General features: G+C 59.1%; 17 protein-coding genes and 1 tRNA gene. 8 read left to right on the forward strand and 10 right to left on the reverse strand.

The genetic code is table 11. From position 1 onward, the window contains the following. The first annotated feature begins 87 nt into the window (after positions 1 to 87). Both SVU69_10625 and SVU69_10630 read left to right on the forward strand, forming a co-directional pair. The gene (locus SVU69_10625) at positions 88 to 2097 is read left to right on the forward strand and encodes a cation:proton antiporter (GenBank protein MDY6943446.1); all 2010 of its coding nucleotides are present in this window, start codon (positions 88 to 90) and stop codon (positions 2095 to 2097) included. Between the two features lie 172 nt (positions 2098 to 2269). After that, on the forward strand, positions 2270 to 2713 hold the full coding sequence (locus SVU69_10630) for a protein tyrosine phosphatase family protein (protein ID MDY6943447.1): 444 nt from the start codon (positions 2270 to 2272) through the stop codon (positions 2711 to 2713). A 32-nt stretch (positions 2714 to 2745) separates the two neighbouring features. Here SVU69_10630 and SVU69_10635 read toward each other — a convergent pair whose 3' ends face one another. Both SVU69_10635 and SVU69_10640 read right to left on the reverse strand, forming a co-directional pair. Beyond that, positions 2746 to 3990 (reverse strand): sodium:proton antiporter, encoded by a 1245-nt coding sequence (locus SVU69_10635; protein MDY6943448.1) that lies wholly within the window; start codon positions 3988 to 3990, stop codon positions 2746 to 2748. Positions 3991 to 4001: 11 nt separating this feature from the next. Next, positions 4002 to 4739 (reverse strand): SAM-dependent chlorinase/fluorinase, encoded by a 738-nt coding sequence (locus SVU69_10640; GenBank protein MDY6943449.1) that lies wholly within the window; start codon positions 4737 to 4739, stop codon positions 4002 to 4004. A gap of 105 nt (positions 4740 to 4844) precedes the next feature. Here SVU69_10640 and SVU69_10645 point away from each other — a divergent pair, with 105 nt between their 5' ends. Beyond that, on the forward strand, positions 4845 to 6749 hold the full coding sequence (locus tag SVU69_10645; protein MDY6943450.1) for an ATP-binding cassette domain-containing protein: 1905 nt from the start codon (positions 4845 to 4847) through the stop codon (positions 6747 to 6749). Positions 6750 to 6841: 92 nt separating this feature from the next. On the opposite strand, the gene SVU69_10650 is transcribed toward SVU69_10645, so the two are convergent. The 4 genes from SVU69_10650 to SVU69_10665 form a co-directional block, all read right to left on the reverse strand. Further along, complete coding sequence (locus SVU69_10650) at positions 6842 to 9232, reverse strand: esterase-like activity of phytase family protein (protein MDY6943451.1); 2391 nt, start codon at positions 9230 to 9232, stop codon at positions 6842 to 6844. A gap of 225 nt (positions 9233 to 9457) precedes the next feature. Beyond that, a complete protein-coding gene (locus tag SVU69_10655; GenBank protein ID MDY6943452.1) occupies positions 9458 to 9772 on the reverse strand; it encodes an EF-hand domain-containing protein in 315 nt (104 codons plus the stop codon). A gap of 59 nt (positions 9773 to 9831) precedes the next feature. After that, complete coding sequence (locus SVU69_10660) at positions 9832 to 10842, reverse strand: hypothetical protein (protein MDY6943453.1); 1011 nt, start codon at positions 10840 to 10842, stop codon at positions 9832 to 9834. Between the two features lie 31 nt (positions 10843 to 10873). Further along, complete coding sequence (locus SVU69_10665; protein MDY6943454.1) at positions 10874 to 11668, reverse strand: M15 family peptidase; 795 nt, start codon at positions 11666 to 11668, stop codon at positions 10874 to 10876. A gap of 144 nt (positions 11669 to 11812) precedes the next feature. On the opposite strand from SVU69_10665, the gene SVU69_10670 reads away from it, so the two are divergent. After that, positions 11813 to 12472, forward strand: coding sequence for a thiol:disulfide interchange protein DsbA/DsbL (locus tag SVU69_10670; GenBank protein MDY6943455.1), 660 nt, complete (start codon positions 11813 to 11815; stop codon positions 12470 to 12472). Positions 12473 to 12733: 261 nt separating this feature from the next. Then, entirely contained in the window at positions 12734 to 13345 is a 612-nt protein-coding gene (locus SVU69_10675; protein ID MDY6943456.1) for a DNA-3-methyladenine glycosylase I, read from the forward strand. Between the two features lie 125 nt (positions 13346 to 13470). Here the strand turns inward: SVU69_10675 and SVU69_10680 are convergent. Then, positions 13471 to 13547 (reverse strand) — tRNA-Arg (locus SVU69_10680). Positions 13548 to 13719: 172 nt separating this feature from the next. On the opposite strand from SVU69_10680, the gene SVU69_10685 reads away from it, so the two are divergent. Then, a complete protein-coding gene (locus SVU69_10685; GenBank protein ID MDY6943457.1) occupies positions 13720 to 14217 on the forward strand; it encodes a c-type cytochrome in 498 nt (165 codons plus the stop codon). A 196-nt stretch (positions 14218 to 14413) separates the two neighbouring features. Next, the gene (locus SVU69_10690; GenBank protein ID MDY6943458.1) at positions 14414 to 14788 is read left to right on the forward strand and encodes a hypothetical protein; all 375 of its coding nucleotides are present in this window, start codon (positions 14414 to 14416) and stop codon (positions 14786 to 14788) included. A gap of 35 nt (positions 14789 to 14823) precedes the next feature. Here SVU69_10690 and SVU69_10695 read toward each other — a convergent pair whose 3' ends face one another. From SVU69_10695 to SVU69_10705, 3 genes are all read right to left on the reverse strand, one after another. Further along, the gene (locus SVU69_10695; GenBank protein MDY6943459.1) at positions 14824 to 16851 is read right to left on the reverse strand and encodes a UvrD-helicase domain-containing protein; all 2028 of its coding nucleotides are present in this window, start codon (positions 16849 to 16851) and stop codon (positions 14824 to 14826) included. A 129-nt stretch (positions 16852 to 16980) separates the two neighbouring features. Beyond that, positions 16981 to 18492: a YifB family Mg chelatase-like AAA ATPase gene (locus SVU69_10700; protein MDY6943460.1), complete on the reverse strand. Its 1512-nt coding sequence runs from the start codon at positions 18490 to 18492 to the stop codon at positions 16981 to 16983. A 43-nt stretch (positions 18493 to 18535) separates the two neighbouring features. Continuing rightward, a complete protein-coding gene (locus tag SVU69_10705) occupies positions 18536 to 18796 on the reverse strand; it encodes an accessory factor UbiK family protein (GenBank protein MDY6943461.1) in 261 nt (86 codons plus the stop codon). A gap of 337 nt (positions 18797 to 19133) precedes the next feature. Here SVU69_10705 and glnK point away from each other — a divergent pair, with 337 nt between their 5' ends. Further along, the gene (gene glnK / locus SVU69_10710) at positions 19134 to 19472 is read left to right on the forward strand and encodes a P-II family nitrogen regulator (protein ID MDY6943462.1); all 339 of its coding nucleotides are present in this window, start codon (positions 19134 to 19136) and stop codon (positions 19470 to 19472) included. Positions 19473 to 19489 lie beyond the last annotated feature (17 nt).

Here is a 19489-nt window from a genome sequence, read left to right on the forward strand (position 1 = left end):
CAACCAGTGAACTCACACCATACCGCGCCGGTAACCGACGTATAATGAATTTATTGGCGGTCACGGATCTGCACACAACAGTCTTCGATGGAACACGGATTTTTCTTTGAATTACTGATCATTCTCACCACCTCCCTCGGTGTGATCGCCCTATTCCATCGTTTCCGCATCCCCGCTACACTTGGCTACCTGAGCGTGGGCGTGTTGATTGGACCCGGTGGCCTGAGCCTCATTACCAATCAGCATGCGATTGAATACCTCGCTGAATTTGGCGTGGTGTTTCTCTTGTTCTCCCTCGGACTGGAGTTTGCGCTGCCCCGCATGATAGCCATGCGGCGGGCTGTTTTCGGTATGGGCCTGACCCAAGTTTTGGTCTGCACCTTGGCCTTTTTCGCGGCCGCCAGCCTCATTGGTATGCGCACCGAAACCTCGCTGATCATCGCCGGCGCCTTTGCGCTGTCTTCCACCGCCATTGTCACCAAAGAGTTGACCCTCGGACGGCAACTACACGCCCGATTCGGCCAGCTGGCCTTCGCGGTGCTGCTACTTCAGGACTTGGCCTCGGTATTCTTCCTGGTGATGATCCCGACCTTCGCGCTTGGCGGCGATCACATGCTCTGGGCCATGGGCTGGGCATTGATGAAGACGGTGGCGTTACTCGGGATTCTCATGATCGTCGGCGCCCGCATCCTGCCCTTCATTTTCATGGAAGTGGCAAAGTCCCGTTCCGAAGAGCTATTTGTCCTGGCCGCCATTGTCGTCGTGCTATTGGCGGGCGCATTAACGCATTTGGCCGGTTTATCGATGGCATTGGGCGCTTTTATCGCCGGCATGATGCTGGGCGAAAGTCATTTCCGGCACCAGATCGAAGCAGAAATACGCCCATTTCGAGACGTCCTGCTCGGCATTTTCTTCGTGACCGTTGGAATGCTGATGGATCTGCGCGTCCTGGCGGAGGCTTGGTACTGGGTGATCTTAATCACCCTCGGCGTGATGGTCTTCAAGACCCTCACCATTACCGTGATTGGACGTCTACTCCGCGAGACCTGGGACAATAGCCTGAAAACCGGTATTTCCCTGGCTCAGGGAGGAGAGTTCGGTTTCGCCATGCTAGCCGTCGCTGCAAGCAATGGCTTGGTCGGGCCAGAGACCAGCGCCATCGTGCTGGCCTGCATCATCCTGAGTATGACGCTGACTCCCTTACTCATTCGTTCAAACAGTCAGCTCACCCAGATTCTGTTGCCACGGGCCTCGTCATCCCAGGGCGGCCAATCAGTTTCTCTGGGAAGCGTCGAGGCGGCCACCGCCAAGCTCAACAACCATGTGGTGATTTGCGGCTTCGGACGGGTGGGACAAGCCGTGGGACGATTTCTCCGCCAGGAAAAGATACCCTTTGTTGCGGTCGATTCGGACCCGATTCGGGTTCAGGAAGCGACGCTGGCGGGCGAGAATGTCCACTATGGGGACTCCCGACAAGGGGCGCTGCTCCGCGCACTGGGTCTGGAACGGGCTCGGATGGTGGTAATCGCCTTCGACAATTTCCCGCAAGCGCAAGTGGTCTTAAACCAAATACGTAGCATCCAACAAGAAGTGCCCGTATTGGTGCGGACCGCGGACGACTCACATTGGGAAGAGTTGCGCGAGGCAGGAGCAACCGAGGTGGTACCAGAAACCCTCGAAGGCAGCCTGATGTTGATATCCCACGTCCTAACCATGCTGGAAGTGCCGGCCTACCGGATCCGTGAACGCATCAGAGAGGTACGCTCCCAGCGATACCAGTTGCTGCACGGTTATCTTCACGGTGAGCGATCACGGACGACAGACAATGCCGGCAATCCGGTGGATGTAATTCATGCCGTGCCACTGGCGGAAAAAGCATACGCCGTGGGTCGCACGTTAGAAGAATTGGCGCTGGAACGCACCGGGCTTTACGTACAAGCGCTGCGTCGCCGGGGGATTACCTGGCAAAACCCGGACGCACAAATCGCGCTGGAAGCCGATGACATCTTGGTGTTGCTGGGTACCGCTCAGCAGATTGAGAGCGCGGAAAATTTTCTGTTGGGGGGTGGCGAGCTGTGGACCGCGGCGATTAGCTAACCGCTATGTGGCCGCCCCCGCGGGGGACACCCGCACCCATGACTTGGAGAAACAACATATGCCCAAACACAAACGACTGTTGGTCGGGTTCGGTTTGATCATGCTGGCCAGCGCAATACCAGTGCATGGCGGAACCCTGACGCCTGATAAAAATTCCGCAGGAGACTTATCAATGGAAGCGACACTTGTTCCCATACCTAACGCCAAACAGCCTGAAACAGGCATTCTGACAGGCGGCCAACCCACCGCAGAACAACTGGATCAAGCCCAGGCCGCGGGTTACAAAACAATCGTTAACCTGCGCCCCGCGGCAGAAATGAAAGAATGGAACGAAGCCCAGAAAGTTGAGCAACTGGGCATGAAATATGTCTTAATCCCGGTCGCTGGCGGGGCCGACTTGTCGGACACCAACACCCAGGCTTTGGATGCCGTACTGGCGAACCCGGACAACTACCCGGTGATGGTTCACTGCGCCAGTGGGAACCGTGTCGGGGCGCTATTCGCCTTACGAGCGGCCCGAATTCAGGGTAAAGACGCCGAAGAAGCCCTGAAGATCGGCGAAGCCGCCGGACTCACCGGCCTGGCCCCCGTCGTTCGCGAATTACTGGCAAAGTGAGCAACTCCGAGAACCGGAGCGTGCGGTGAGACTCACTCACGCTCCGGCCGATTCAGCGCCTGCACGAGCCGACCGACGCTGAGGCCCTGCACCACGATCGAAAACAGCACCACACAGTAGGTGATGGTAAGTAGCAGATCCCGCTCCGGGCCGGCGGGAATCGACAACGCCAAAGCGACCGAAATACCACCCCGCAATCCACCCCAGGTCAGGATGGGCACCGCACACCGCCCCAAATCGTGTAGCGGCCGCAGCAGGTTCACCAAAGTACCCACGCTCACCCAGCGCGCCAACAAAACCACGGGGATGATGAGCAAGCTGGCAAGCAGATAAGCTCCGGACAGTTGGATAACCAACAGCTCGAGGCCGATTAACACAAAAAGCACGACATTGAGGATTTCGTCCACCAACTCCCAGAATGTGTCCAAATGCTCTCGGGAGCGTTCCGACATGGCTAACATGCGACCTCGATTGCCAATCAACAAACCGGCCACGACCACCACGATGGGACCGGAGACGTGAATCGCCATGGCCAAAGTGTACCCGCCCATGACCAAGGCCAGAGTCAGCAACACCTCCACTTGGTAGTTGTCCACTCGTCGAATCAATCGGTAGGCCAGGAACCCCAGAACCAACCCCAATACGATCCCGCCGAAAGCCTCTTCGGCGAACAGCGTGGCGATATGGCCGGGATCGGGCTCCTGACCCGAGGCGATGACGCCCAGAATCACCATAAACACCACCACCCCGACGCCGTCGTTGAACAGCGACTCGCCCGAGATGTTTACTTCGACATCACGCGGTGCACCAACCCGCTTGAGAATCCCCAGCACGGCGATCGGATCGGTCGGAGAAATCAGGGCACCGAATAACAGACAATAGATAAACGACACCTCGAATCCTATGGCGTCGAGCACGATATAGGAGAAAGTGGCTACCAACAGAGTCGACAGCAGTACCCCTAAAGTTGCAAAGCCGCCGATGGTCCACTTGTGACGCCATAACTCTTCGAGATTGACGTGTAATGCGCCAGCGAACAGCAGAAAGCTCAGCATCCACTCCATCAAGGTCTCGTTGAAATCGATCCGACGAACGATGGCCACCGCGCGATCGGCCAGACCGAACCCGATGGCATCCAGCAGCAGCAGGGCCAACGAAAACAACAAACTTAAAAGCATCACGCCGATGGTGGTCGGCAATTTGAGGATGCGATCGTTGAGATAGGCGAACAACGCAGCCAGCGACACCATCGCGGCCGTGATGGACAATAAGTTCATACGGGTAATCGTCAGTTTGAGTGGGATGGATAAACGCGTACCGGTGAGCCCACGCGAAGGCCCAGCCCCCCATCGGCACGCCCCTGATTGACGGCGATCTCGACCAGGCCATTCGAATTTTCGTACCAGAAAGCGGCCCCCGCCGGCACATCCGAAAAAGTCCGGGCGAACGGAATCTGATGGCTGTCAAGCGCCAAGGCATCCGACGCTTTGAGATGACTTGCTCGCAAACCGGTCATGGCATTGCCGTAGTGATCGACGTAGATGATCTCGGCCAGATCTTCCGGCCATTCCAGGCCGATGGCCGGCTGACCCATGGGGGCGGTTTCCAAATCCTGACCGGCGACCACACGAGCCGCAGCAGGCGCGAACACATCCCGGCCGTGAAAGGTGGCAGACAATCGGGACCGAGCGCCGATCAGCTCCCGCCAATGCGTTTGATCCGCCCGGCGAGCGACCACACTGAACAAACCGTTGTCGGGGCCGATGAAACATCGCCCGTCGGCCGTCAAGACCACGGCCCGACGTTCGGACCCCACGCCCGGGTCAACCACCCCCACGACGATGGCACCGACCGGCAGTTGGTCCACAAGCGCCGCCAACAGATAAGCGGCCGAGCGCGGTCGAAACGGTGGTAAATCGTGGCAGAGATCGACAACGGCGACGTCAGGATACACACGTGCAATGGCCGCACGCATCTGACCTACGTAAGGACCGTCCGCACCAAAATCGGTAAAAAGGAATATCATACGGAGCTTCTCGGCAGCCAATCGGGTGTCTTCAGTCGCTCGGTCGTGGATAACTTACCCATCTGCACTCGGCGTTTCCAGCGAATGTCTAATTGAGTATCCAGAATGATTCAGCTGAATCAGATCACGCTCCGCCGCGGGCCGGAACCGTTGCTGGAGAATACCAGCGCAACCATTTTTCCCAAACAACGAGTAGGACTGGTCGGTGCCAACGGCAGCGGAAAATCCACCCTGTTGGCATTGCTGTTAGGGGAACTGGGCACCGAGACCGGTGAAGTCAGCCTACCACGCAATTGGGTGATATCCCATTTGCAGCAACACACCGAGCCGGTGGAGAAATCGGCCCTGGATTTCGTGCTCGATGGTGACTCGGCCTTTCGCGCCGCGCAACGGGAACTCGCTGAAGCCGAAGCCAGCGGCGATGGCCAACGCATCGGCACTGCCCACGAAAAACTCGAACAAGTGGGAGGCTACACCGCGACCGCGCGGGCCGGCCAGTTGCTTGACGGGCTGGATTTCAAACCCTCCGACCAAAGCCGACGCGTCGCTGAGTTCTCCGGCGGTTGGCGGGTACGACTGAATTTGGCGCGCACCTTGATGAGCCCGTCGGATTTGATGCTGCTGGACGAGCCCACCAACCACTTGGATTTGGAAACCGTACTGTGGCTGGAGCAATGGCTGCGGAATTATCCCGGCACCCTGGTGATCATCTCGCACGACCGTGAGTTTCTCGACCAGGTGGCCGATCACATCATCCACATCGACCACAAACGCTTGATCAGCTACACCGGAAACTACACGGATTTCGAACGCCGAAGGGCAGAGAACATGGCGCGCCAACAGGCCGCGTATACTAAGCAACAGCAAGAAACCGCCCGCCTTCAACGGTTTATCGATCGATTCCGCGCCAAAGCGACCAAGGCCCGAGCCGCTCAAGCGAGAATCAAAACCCTGGAACGCATGGAAAAGCTCGCGCCGGCCCACGCCGACTCGCCGTTTCATTTTGAATTTCCGGAACCGCCGGGCGCATCCGAACCGCTGTTGCAGCTTGAAGGGGCGAGTTTGGGCTACGAGCGGCATCGGATTCTATCGGGCGTCAACTTGAGCTTGCGAAGCGGAGACCGAATCGGCCTGCTCGGACCCAACGGCGCCGGAAAATCCACCCTGATTCGAGCGCTGGCCGGGGACCTGATGCCTCAAAGCGGGCACCGGCACGTCGCCAAAAATTGCCGGGTGGGGTATTTCGCTCAGCACCAGTTGGAGCAACTCAATCCCACCGACAGCCCCTTGTCCCATCTGCAACGCTTGGCACCGGAAGCGGACAGCCAATCCCTGCGCGACTTTCTCGGTGGATTCGGATTTGGAGGTGATGCGGCGCTGGAGCCCATTGGCCCCTTGTCCGGAGGTGAAAAAGCCCGTCTGGTCTTGGCGCTACTGGTCTGGCAAGCGCCCAACCTGTTGTTATTGGATGAGCCCACCAATCATCTGGACATGGACATGCGCCACGCGCTCACGGTCGCCCTGCAGGGATTCGAAGGCGCCGTGGTGACGGTATCCCATGATCGTCACCTGCTGTCTGAAACGGTGGATCGCTACTGGTTGACGGCCGAAGGCACCGTGCGCGAGTTTGCCGGCGACTTGAACGATTACCGCCGTTGGCTTAGCGAGCAATCGCCAAAAGCTGCGGACAGCACGCGCGCCAAAAACCCAACCCCAAACAGCGCAGAAGATCGGAAAGACCAGCGGCGGCGTGAGGCGCGCTCGCGCGAGGCTTTGCGCCCCCTGAAATCGCGCGCCGACTCGCTGGCCGCGAAAATCGACGCCTTGGGCCAAGAACTGACCCGGATCGAAACCGAACTCGGGGAACCGACGCTGTATGACGCCGAACAAAAAGCTCGACTGACCGAGCTGTTGCAACGCCAGGGGGCGCTACAAAACCAGCGAGAGCAACTCGAATCGGAGTGGCTGGAAGCGGAAGAAGCCCTGGAGCAGGCCCGGGAAAGGCTTTAACGGCGTTGCTACAGCGAACGCTCCCGCCCGTTTCAAGCGGGCGGGAGCGCCACTGCGATCAATCAGGCCAGATGAGCAGGTCGATCACGCTCCTACAACTCGACTTCGCCGACGAAAGTCGCATTCAAGCGTAGCAGCTGGGTTTCGCCATTGGAATCGTCGACGCCATCATTGTCGTTGACGACCAGGGCGGTTCCGTCCGCGAGCGCGGCCAGACCCTCGATCTTCTCCAGAACCGGACCGGCGGTGACTTCAAGATCCGGCACCAGATCCCGAACGAGCGTTTTCTCCAGCACCGGGAATTTAGGCGCTGCCGGTTCCATGACGGCCGGGGCGACTGCCGTGTCTGTGGCGGCCGGCTCAGACGGTTCGGGCAACGGCTCCACGCGCGCGACGGAGAAGCGATAGATGCGCTTGATCACGGCGTCGGTTCCAGCCTGATTGTCCCGTTCGATCACCGCGAAGCGTTCATCGCCCAAGTACGTCAGATCGGACAAGCCAACCCAGCCGCCGTTGTCCGATTCAGGCTCTTCCAGGGGATAGTAGTAGAAGGCCCACTCACCACTGCCGGTGTCGTAGCGACCGATACGTGCCAGCCCGTCTGGATCTTCATCCCACTCGCGCTGGAATGCGACGAAAACCTGCTCGGAGGGGGCTGTCATGACGGCCCCCGGCATGGATTCACCTGCGACTGCGGCAACGCCCTCGAAACCGAAACGGATCTGAAAATCATTCACCGCATCGGGTAAGGTGACGACGTCTTCGATCACCCCGGTGGCGGAGACCTTAAGCAGCAGATTCAACACCTCGTCGCCGTCCCCGGCGGCGCCGCTGCCCTCAGAAACCAGCCAAAAACCCCCGGCCGGACTGACGGCAATACCTTCCAAGTCGAGATTCACCGTGAACTCGGCATCGCCATTCACCAAACCCGGATCCACGGCCGATAACGCACTGCCGCTGTCGCTGAGCACAATCTCGCCGTCGATCACGGCCGGCGAGGTGGACAGATCCAAGGCAAAGATCCGGCTCTTGGCATAGAAGCTGTCATGCACCGTGTAAGCACGGTCTTCATCGTCCGGGGCCACAGACAAGCCGGACAGCGCCCCCCACGGGATCGGCGTGCCGTCTTCCCGGTCCGCCGATTCAACGGTGGGATAAACCGGAACCTCGGCCGTGAGGCTGTAAATCGTGATACGGGAGCGGAACTTGTCGCCCCGGTCATCCTTTTCGCTGGCCGCCACGAGCAAGTTGCGTTGGGGAATGGCCAACAAACCTTCCGGCCCGACGCCGGTGGGTAACACTTGAACCAACTCATTACGGCCCAACAACCCCAAACGATAGACGAAGATCAAGTTGGCGCGTTCGGAACCGACGAACAGAAAACGATTGGCGCCAAAACGCCCGTATTCCACATTCTCGGGCTCGTTGCCCTTGTTTTCGGACCGATTTTCCGGGTAATGCCCGACCCGCACCGCCATCTGATCAAGGGTGTTGCCGGAACTGAACAAGACACCGCCCCAACTGCCGTAGAGGGTGAAGCCGCGGCTTCCGCCGAACAAGTCACCCTCATCGGCCGTGGCGAATACCAACGGCGACACCCAAGAAACGCCATCCGGCTCACGCGGAACCTCGGCCAGCGAACCGGTTAGCTCGATAAAGTCGTTCTCGGCAATATCTACACCCTCGAGATCGACGGTCCCGGCCTCCCAGTTGCGGTACACCCGGCCGGAAGGCAGATGAACCAAGGCGAGGTGATTGTTCTCCTGGAACGAGACCACCGCCACATTGGCCTTGTTGATGTCGACATACTCCGGTTCCGGGTCAGTGGGGAACAAATTGGGAATGCCAACAAACGACACATCGCGGGAAGTCCAGTCGGCAGGCTCTCCAACCAAGTCGAAGATGGTCATGCTGCCTGCAGGTGCCTGAGGCGGCTCACCGTCACCCAGGTCTTCGTCTCGCTCGTTTTCGATCACCACGGCTGCGAAGCGTTTATCCGGACTCACGGCGACCGAATCCGGCTGGCCGAATAGATCAAAGGTCTCCACCATCATTTGAGTGGTGAGGTCGATCACCACCAACTCACCACTGGTGGTCACGAAATCCACGGACGTGTTAACCGCCACCAGTGCGTAGTTCCCCGCGACCGCAACCGATGTCGGCTCACCGGAAAGCTCGACCGTACCTGCCGGAACCGGGCTGGCGGGATTGGTGATATCGACGAACCCGACAAGCTCAAGCTCGCTGTCCGTGTAGATCAATGTATTGCCGTCGTCGCTGGCAGCGACGATTTCGGCCACCGTTTCTTCGTCGACATCGGTGTTCAGAAACACCGGAAAATGGGCAATCCGCTGGAAATAGCGCTCCGTATTGGCTCGCAGTTCCGCAATCGGCCCTTGGGCAAATGCATTGGGAACGGATACGGCGGCAATGGCGCAGCCCACGAGACATCGTCGGACAAATCGACGCAGCAGCGAATTCATTAGGCACTCCTTGTTCTGAAGCCGGAACCGCTTAGACCCCCCACGGCTCCGGCAAAAGGAGTGAATTTACTGGGCAAAGGTTGCGTGGATATTAAGCCACCGGGACCCAGGTCGCTCGGAACTGCAGGTTAAACCCATCGCGCGCACAAAAATCGGAGCCCGAAAACAAAACGCCCCCGACAGAAGCGGGGGCGTGCGAAGGAAAATTGGTGGCGGAAGAACGGATTACTCGTCGTCAGCCTTGGGCTTACCCGCTCCCTTCGGCTTGTGTTCCTGGATACGTTTGTGCGCTTTTTTGGCGGCCGCATCGACTTCCTCACGCGTGAGATAACCGTCTTCGTCGCTGTCCATGCGCTTAAACCGATCCTCTGCATTGGCTGCGTGCTCCGCCGCGGAAATCTTCCCGTCACCGTCCGTATCCACGCGTTCGAACATCTGGTTGATTCGATTGTTCGCTTTCGGGGGTACTGCCAGGGCCGATACCGTCCAGACCATGCCGACAACCAATGTGAATAAGACAACTGAGGCTTTTTTGCTCATGCTTTTAGGTCCTTTTAGAAACTCAGGTCTAAGCTTTGGCAACCACGCCATGAATTCGTTCAATCGTGACGAAGCTGGCCGTGGTCCGATCGAAAATCGTGCCACCGAAACCAAGTCCGGCGCAAAAGGCCAAAACAGAGCATGATCCCGCCCAAAAGGATCATCCAGATCGCCATCGCCACGGGCAACCTCGGAAGAGCCAACCACGTTGCCAGCTCGTCGAACAACGCCGGTAACAGGCTGGGATGGCGCACCAGCACATAACCCACCCCAATCACGGCCCCGATTTTGCCCGTCCTCGCCAGAGACGCCGCGAGGGGACCACGGGAAGCGAGTTGATATAGTCGCGCGGCACTCGCGGGCGCGACCCCTCCCGAGGATGCCGCGCTCACGCGGCGCAAGCGCGCGCCTCGGACCGCCATCTTGGCCCCGCCGATCGCCAAGCCGGCGGGAACGACGATCGCCGCATCCATCGTGGCGGGAAGCCAATCCCGAGGGCCGATTTCTTCCCCCAGCTTGAATTTGCGTTCCAGGCCGCGAATGCCATCGGCGGTCAGCAGCGCCAGGAACTCCAGTACCTGCTCGGTGCGGTTCCGGTAGACGATGCCATCCTCGCCTTGAAAAAACTGCCCCAGAAAGTCGTAACCACGATCATGAATGGCACTGACGGCAACCCAACCGTCTTGTGCGGCGGAAAGATCATCGACCGCGGGAGAGTCTCCCATCCAATGGTCGACGATGGGTATGACCGCCTCGCCATAGTCTCGGACAATGGATTGAAACACCGGGTCCGAGCCGTAAACCTGCAAGACCCGTGGCGCACGTTCCGGATACTTGATCAGCGCAATTCGCGCTTTCAGCAGTAGCTCCGGATCGGTGGCCCAATCGAATAGTACCGCCCGTACGGGATCCGGTTCAGCGGCCAGCCGCGCGGCCGCCTCAGCGCCCACGAGCGGCGTTAACTCGATCTCGGCCAGCTGCCAATCCACTGACGGTGGCTGCCAGAAGACAGCCAAGCACCCCGCAACGACCGCGGTAAAACTCAACACACTCATCCAGCGGAGAAACATTGCGCCCCCCTTCAGTCAACTGACGCCTTGCTCAAGGTAAACGCGCCGCCTGCACGTGCATCCAATCGAAGTTGCGGCTGCGCCCCAGGCTAACCCAGCCTTCATTCTCCCAACATGCCCACCAGGGCTCATACTCCGGTCGAGCCAATTGGGCCTGGTGCCGCCCCCAGTTCAATTGGTTGCGTTCCGGGTCGTAGTCGATCGCGATCCCCCAGGCATGGGTCGACCACGTGCTGCCGCCGCGCTTTTGGCGCTTGGCGAAGCAACCGCCCCACAAGTCCAACCCCAGCGCCCGAATTTCCGTCATGCCATAGGTGTCGAACACCTGTTGTAAAACACGTTGCAGCGAGGCTTCGACTTTCGGATGACAGACAAAGGAATCGACGACCTTCCGCTTGTCCCAAGCCAAACGGTGCGGATAAGGCAATTGCACGCGGACCAGTTGTTCCGCGACAGGGCCGAAGTAACCGGTGAGATCGTCCTCACTCTGCGTCGGCCAGCCATTGGGATTCGCCGGTGAAGGTATCGGCTGGTCCCGCCAAGGCGACGGCAAACTCCCCGTTTCTTTGAGGGCGACCAAACATTCCAGACCGTAACGGGTTCGCGGTCCGAGATAGCCATCGACGGGGCCCACATCGATACCCTGCTCACCGCACAGAATCTGCACACAGCCAATAATCTTGCGTGTTCTGGGCCATTCGGCCGGTAACTCTGGCAGTTCGGACAGGGCCGCGTCCGTCATCGGACCGGCGATACCATCGATGGCGCCAGAGTATAGCCCCCGCGCCTTGAGCGCTTCTTGAACCAGCCTTATCGTTTGTTTCACCTGTACGTCTCCCGGACAACAATGGATCGCTCAGCATCGCGACCATGAGCCGATATACTCGAAAATCGCGCCCGACCTCAGGGCCGTTTTCGCCCAATGACATGATATCTTGTGCCCACTGGCTGATTCAGAGGAAGTCTTTTGATGAAAAAAGTGATCGCGCTGCTGCTTTTAATGGTCGTCACGACCACCCATCCGCTCCAAGCGGCAGAGGAACCATTCGAAGCCGGCGTTCATTATCGTGAGCTTTCACGCACCCTCCTTTGGGGAGACAGCGACAAAGTGGAAGTGGTGGAATTCTTCTGGTACGGCTGCCCCCATTGTTATCAGTTCGAGCCCACCTTGAGTGCCTGGCTGGCCGACAATGGCGAGACCGTTAATTTTGTCCGGGTGCCGGGGACCAACAACCGCTACAACCCGCTGTGGGACCTTCACGCTCAGGCCTACTTCGTATCGCAGTCCCTGGGTGTCAGTGATAAAACCCACGGCGTGCTGTTCCACGCGCTTCACAACCCTGAATCGAAAAAACGCCTGGCAAGTCGCGAGGAAATTAAGGACGTATTTATATCCCAAGGCGTGGACGCGGACGCCTTCGACCAAGCCTGGAACGCCTTTCTCGTGAAAACCAATCTCAACCGTGCTGAGCAGCTTGGCGAGGCCTATGGCGTCGGCGGCGTACCGGCCATGGCCGTAGCCGGAAAATACGTGGTGGACTCCCGGGTACCCAAAGGATTCAGCCAGATGATGGAGGTCGTGGACTTCCTCGTGAAACGGGAACTGAACCGCCGCAGCACAGCCGAGTAAATCTCAACCGATTCCGACCGTCGCGATCGTGCCGGCGAGTATCTGGAAGCTCACAACCAACGGTTGAAGTGCGGATTTGATGACGGCGTGTTCTTACTGGCCGGCGGTCTTCAACCGAACGTGGGGGGAGGAAGACCCCTTTGTCTCGGCCGATGTCGTGACAGCTAGATTCTCGACGTCACCCCGGCGCGCGCCGATGGCCGACTCAAATTTCTGTTGGCCTGAAAATCCTTTTCACGCTCATCCGAGGATGCCCAGCACATGAGCAACACGACTCAGGGTCCCGACGGCCATAGGCGCTGTCGATGGTGCAGCGCGGCACCGGAGTTTTTGCACTATCACGATACCGAGTGGGGCTTTCCCGTAGGCGATGACCACCGCCTGTTCGAGAAACTGAGCCTGGAGAGCTTTCAGTCCGGCCTGAGCTGGCGCACCATCCTGACCAAACGCGAAAACTTCCGCGCCGCCTTTTGCGAATTCGATTTCGACCAGATCGCGCGCTTTAGTCAGCGTGACGTGGACCGTCTGCTCAATAACGAAGGAATCGTTCGCCATCGAGGAAAAATCGCCGCGGTGATCAACAACGCCGAGCGCGCGCGTGAACTGGTCCGCTCGGAAGGATCTCTCGCCGCTTTCATCTGGCGTTACGAACCTAAAAACGACGGGCTCGCTGAGCCGCAATCGGTTTCGACCTCAGAAGAATCCATTGCCCTGTCGAAAGAACTCAAAAAACGGGGATGGAAATTCATTGGCCCCACAACCGTGTATGCTTTCATGCAAGCCATGGGATTGATCAACGACCACGTCAGCAACTGCGTGATCCGGGCGAAAGTCGAGCACGCGCGGCGGCATTTCGAACGGCCTGGCAGTTAACGATCGCCGGCGACAAAGACGTCGCTCCAGCAGCGGAACCGGGGCCGTGAGAACCACCGACCCCCACCACACCATCGCGGATACTCAGCCGCCCGGCAGGATTCCGGCATGTGGTCGCCTGGGAATGGCGCGCCCGAGAGGATTCGAACCTCTGACCTTTGGCTCCGGAGGCCAACGCTCTATCCAGCTGAGCTACGGGCGCGAAGGCTGGAAAGCATACCCCGAACCTGGTTGATCGTCCATGGCACCGAATGCGGCGGGTATTTTTCCCGCGGACCTTTTCGGTATACTTAGCCGCCAATTGAATCAGCGGCGTCGTTTTCGGCGGCGCAACTGATGCGAATTTCAGGTTGATCGCCAAGTAGGAGTGTCTCGTGACAGAGCACGATAACAACTCAATTAATACCATGATGGCACTGCTGGCCCTCATGGTGGGCTTCGCCATTTTGATCGGCGTTTTGGCCTACGTGATTACCAGCTTCACGGCTGCCGATGCCGACGAACCGATGGTTCGCGAGGCCATCAGCCAACGTCTCGAGCCGGTTGGCCAAGTTCGAACCGAAGCGGACGGAGAACTCCCCACGGCCATCGAAGTCGCCACCGCGGAGCCCGCATCCGAACCGCAGAGCGGTTCCGAGGTTTACCAGAACGCCTGCGCGGCTTGTCATGCCAGTGGCGTTATGAACTCGCCGCGTTTGGGCAACAAAGGCGATTGGGAGCCACGGCTCTCTCAAGGCTACGAGGCCGTGGTGAGCAACGCCATCAACGGAATCAGAGCCATGCCACCGCGCGGCGGCAACCCGTCCCTGAGCGATGAGGAAGTGGAAGCGGCGGTACGCCACATGCTGGAAGCCAGCGATTTGGCGCCCTGACGGACTGCACCATCATCTTCAAGAAGGCTGCCGCAAGGCAGCCTTCTTGTATGCACCATCGGAATTCGCTGGACGAATCGACCGAATTCCACCAGTTAAGTTACCCACCCCATTAAGAAAGCGAGAATAAAAAATGCTATTGATGCGACCGACGATGAACCGACCATTTTTTCGATCCCTGTGGGCCTGTGGCCTGATGGCCACGCTGCTCGCCCCGACCGCCGCGCTGGGCGCATGCCAATTCACGGTAAACGTCAACAACCCCGCCGACGCCGAGTCCATTGCGCACGTGACGAAACTGGGTGTCAAAGTGAAGGGCGGCACGTGGCGCAACATCCAACAAGGCGGGAAACGGGTGCTCTCGGCCGGACAAACCTACACAGAATCGTTCAAGCCGACGATTTCCGGCGACTGTGACGCTAATCGACGCTATCGCGCCAAAGTCAAATGCAAGAAAGAAGGGGGATTGCTGGGCTTCTCCTCCACGGTTTCGAAAGGCTGGCGCTACACGCCGAGCGAGACCGGCTGGATCAGCCGGGAAACGGTGAACATCGACACCCGATGCCCGTAACACAAACCGACTGATGTCCTCGGCACCGGGTCGGGTCACTCGCCCGGTGCCGCCTCGCCACGCAACAACTCGCGAAGCGCTGCGAGCTGGCTACGCCCTCTCTCCATGCGCTGAGCGGGATCCACCGCCATGCCCGGCTTTTCCCACTCCACACTCTCAGGCGGCAACTCGCTTAGGAATCGGCTCGGCTCCCGATCGACTTCCTCGCCACCCATCCGCCGCGAACCGGCGTAGGTGATCGTGAGTGTTTTTCGGGCACGAGTGATCCCCACGTAGGCCAGCCGGCGCTCCTCTTCTATTGTCCCGGCATCGATGCTGTTGCGGTGAGGCAACAACTCCTCCTCTACGCCCACCATATAGACATGGTCGAACTCCAGCCCCTTGGCGCTATGGAACGTCATGAGCTGAACCGCATCTTCGCTGGTCTGATCGTCCCGGCGCTCCAACATGCCGATAAGACTGATATGCGCCAGCAAGGCTTCCAGCGTGGGCTCGCCATCCCATTTCTCTTGTAACCGGCTCAGCCAACCCACCAGATCGTTGACGTTCTCTTGCCGTCGTTCGCCCGCACGCCGATCCTTGCTGATCTCAATCAGCCAGTTGGCGTAATCGATGGAATCGAGCAGCCGTTTCACACAAGTGGTAGCGGACTCTTCCGCCGCGACGCGCTGCATGCCGATGACCCACTCGGCGAATTGATGCAAACGGTCCAAGGCCCGTTCCGAGACGTGAGCGGCCAGCCCCATCTCATGACAAGCCGTCAATAGGCTGATCCCGCGTGTTTGGGCATAGAGGCCCAGTTTTTCCAGGGTACTGGCGCCGATTTCGCGGCGCGGGGTGTTGACGATCCGCAAAAAGGCCGCGTCATCGTCCGGGTTGTACAACAACCTCAGATACGCCATCACATCGCGCACTTCCGCGGCGTCGAAAAAGGAACTGCCCCCGGTGATCCGATAGGGCACCTTGTGTTCCCGTAGCGCCCGCTCGAACGCGCGGGCTTGGTGATTGCTGCGGTAGAGGATGGCCAGATCACTGTAACGAAGCCGCTTTTGGAAATGGCGTTGCAGCAGCTCGGAGACCACCCGTTGGACCTCGTCCTCCCCACTCTCGCAGGCCACGATCCGAATCGCATCTCCCCGCCCCAAGGCGCTCCAAAGACGCTTTTCGTACAAATGGCTGTTGTGGGCGATCAATCCGTTCGCCGCTTTCAGTATGGTTTCGGTGGAACGGTAGTTTTGTTCCAGCTTGACCACCTTCAAGATGGGGAAGTCGGCTTGTAGCTGTTGCAGATTTTGTGGGCGGGCACCGCGCCAAGCATAGATGGACTGGTCGTCATCGCCGACCACTGTGAAACTGGCCCGAGGGCCGGCTATGCGTTTGAGTAAACGATACTGGGCCGCGTTGGTGTCCTGGTATTCGTCCACCAAGATATGTCGGAAGCTGTTCTGCCAGGTTTCGCATACGGCCGGATCGCGCTCCAGCAGCCGGACGGGCAGCGCGATCAAATCGTCGAAATCCACCGCATTGTAGGCGCGCAAATGCCGTTCGTATTCGCCGTAGAGACTCGCTTCCCGGTAGGTGGTGTCGTCTTCGGCTTGCGCCAGCGCATCCTCCGGTGTCACCAATTCGTTTTTCCAGGTCGAAATGCGCGACTGCAGGACGGCAACCTCCTTGTCGCCCACCCCGGTGTCCCGACGCGTCAGTTCTTTCAACAAGCCCCGGCTGTCTTCCGTATCGAACAGCGAAAATTTAGACTTCAAGCCCACCGTATCAGGCTGCCGTCTGAGGATCTGCAGGCCCAGGCTGTGAAAGGTGGATGTGAGCGGTCCGCGACCTTGAACGTTCCGCATCAAGGCGCTCAGGCGCTGCCCCATTTCTCGGGCCGCCTTGTTGGTGAACGTGACGGCCACGATTTTCGATGGCGAATAACCACATTCGTTGGCCAAAAAGGCGATCTTTTGCGTGATCACCCGCGTCTTGCCACTGCCGGCGCCGGCCAAGACCAACAACGGCCCGTCGGCATAGCGTACGGCTTCGTCCTGCTGCGGATTAAGCTTGGCCATAGATCATCAAATGGGTGGAAGACCGCCCGATAGGGCGCATTGGATTCGATTCGGCTTACCTAAGCCAAAGGCTACCAGTCCGCCGGCAGGAGAAACAGAGTTGACAAATCCAGGTCAGGCAAAACTCGATCAGCGCATGGCCCGATCCAGCTGCCGGTACTGAATTGCCTCGCCGATATGGGCTTGCTCAATAGCAGTCGAACCTTCCAGATCAGCGATGGTACGGGCCACTTTCAAGATACGGTGATAGGCGCGCGCCGACAGGCCCAGTTTTTCGATGGCTTGCTCCAGCAATGCCCGCACGGACGCGGTGAGGTCACAGACCGCGGCCAATTCGCGAACGGCCAGATGAGCGTTGGGACCCCCCTGACGATCCTGCTGCTGTGCCCGGGCCCGCACAACCCGGGAACGGATCTCCCGGCTGGAAGGTGCCGGCGTGTCGGGCTGGGCCAGCAACACATCCTGCGGCACGGGTGGCACTTCCACATGCAGGTCAATCCGATCCAGCAGCGGCCCGGAAAGACGCGCCCGATATCGGCGCACTTGGTCCTCGGTACAGCGACAGCGGCCGCGCGGATCACCTAGATGACCACAGGGGCAGGGATTCATGGCCGCGATGAGCTGAAATCGGGCGGGAAAAGTCGCTTGGCGAGCCGCCCGCGAAATGTGAATCTGGCCCGTCTCCAAAGGCTCCCTCAACACTTCAAGAACCCGACGATCAAACTCCGGCAACTCGTCCAAAAACAACACACCATGATGGGCCAATGAAATCTCACCCGGCCGCGGAGAAGATCCACCGCCCACCAAAGCCACGCCCGAGGCGGTGTGGTGCGGCGCCCTGAAAGGCCGCTGGCGCCATTGGGCGGGGCGAAATTCCGCATTTGCCACCGATAGAACTGCCGCCGTCTCTAACGCTTCCGTCTCTGTCAGCGGTGGCAAAATCCCGCAGAAGCGCTTGGCCAACATGCTCTTGCCGGTGCCTGGCGGGCCGATCATCAGCACGCTATGACCACCGGCTGCACTGATTTCCAAGGCCCGCTTGGCGCCGTGCTGTCCCCGGACATCGGCCATGTCGTCGCCGTCCGGTACGGTGGCAGATGGCTCCGCCGGCACAGCCAGCGGTAAACGGCCCTGGCCGGAGAGGTGGGCACACACCGCCAACAGGTGATCGGCCCCAAGCACCGCCAAACCTTCGATCAAGGCAGCCTCATCGGCGTTCTCGGCGGGCAGGATCAATTGGTGCTGGACCTCCCGGCACTTGAGCGCCGCCGGCAGGGCGCCGCGTATTTTTCGCAAGGCGCCGTTCAAGGAGAGCTCACCCAAAAACTCGTATGCGTCGAGCTCCCGTGAGGGAATCTGCCCCGAGGCAGCCAGGATGCCCAAAGCAATAGGCAAATCGTACCGGCCACCTTCTTTGGGCAGATCGGCTGGGGCGAGATTGATGGTGATCCGCCGGGCGGGAAACTCAAACCCGACATTGATCAGCGCCGCGCGCACGCGATCCTTCGATTCTTTGACCGCGGTCTCGGGCAAACCCACCACCGACAGCGACGGCAGGCCGTTGGCGATATGGACTTCTACGCGCACCAGCGGCGCGTCCAGCCCCGTTTCCGCCCGACTCATGACAGTAGCCAAACTCATGGTCTTCCCTCACCGCTCACGATGGTACCGGAAGCGCTGAACGCTAATCGTTCAGCTTGTTTTTCAGCTGCGCTTCCAGCTCAGCCGTGCGCAGCTCAAGTTCGGTCAGCTTTGCTCGGGTCTTGTCTAAGACTTTCTTCTGGACGTCGAACTCATCCCTCGGCACCAGATCAAGTTGCGCCAACGCAGAATGAAGAATCGCACGAAAATTATTCTCGAGATCGCGCCGCAGGACACCTAGCCCGGAAGGCACTTTGTCCGCCAAACGGCTCGCGACATCGTCCACAAAAGGATTACGTTCCATTGCCCGCCATCTCCTGTCGTCGGCGAAGTAAGCCAGTATAACCCAGTCTTTGTGCACCATAACGGGGCACCTTTTTGGTGCAATATGATTCACCTCCCCCCCTCTGGACCGCGCACTTGGCCGCAACGGCGCCCAGCTGCCGGGGGAGAACCAGCGATTCATTAACTTGTCAGCTTCTGGCACAGAAACTGCTGTGGTTCCGCGACGGTCTGTCCGCTGGCGCTGCATCGTTGGCGACACCAATCAAGGAAAACCTCGCTGGGGCTGAGGCGATGGCGCAAACGCAATATCGCGTAGTCGCAAGCGGCCCACCCGATAGCGAATGTGGAGAACAGCAATGAAATTGGTTACAGCGATCATCAAGCCATTCAAATTGGATGATGTTCGGGAAGCCCTCTCGGACATAGGCGTCCAAGGTATTACGGTCACCGAAGTCAAGGGGTTCGGTCGACAAAAGGGGCACACGGAGCTCTACCGCGGTGCCGAGTATGTGGTGGATTTTCTACCCAAGGTCAAGATCGAAGTGGCAGTCACGGACGATCTGACCGACCAGGTTCTGGAAGCCATCACCAAAGCGGCGAAGACAGGCAAGATCGGGGACGGAAAAATCTTCGTGTTCAACCTCGAGCAAGCCATCCGCATCCGTACAGGGGAAACCGGCGGCGACGCCCTTTAACCCTCGCTCAATTGGAA

This window comes from Pseudomonadota bacterium (genome assembly GCA_034189865.1).
Taxonomy (GTDB): Bacteria; Pseudomonadota; Gammaproteobacteria; order UBA5335; family UBA5335; genus JAXHTV01.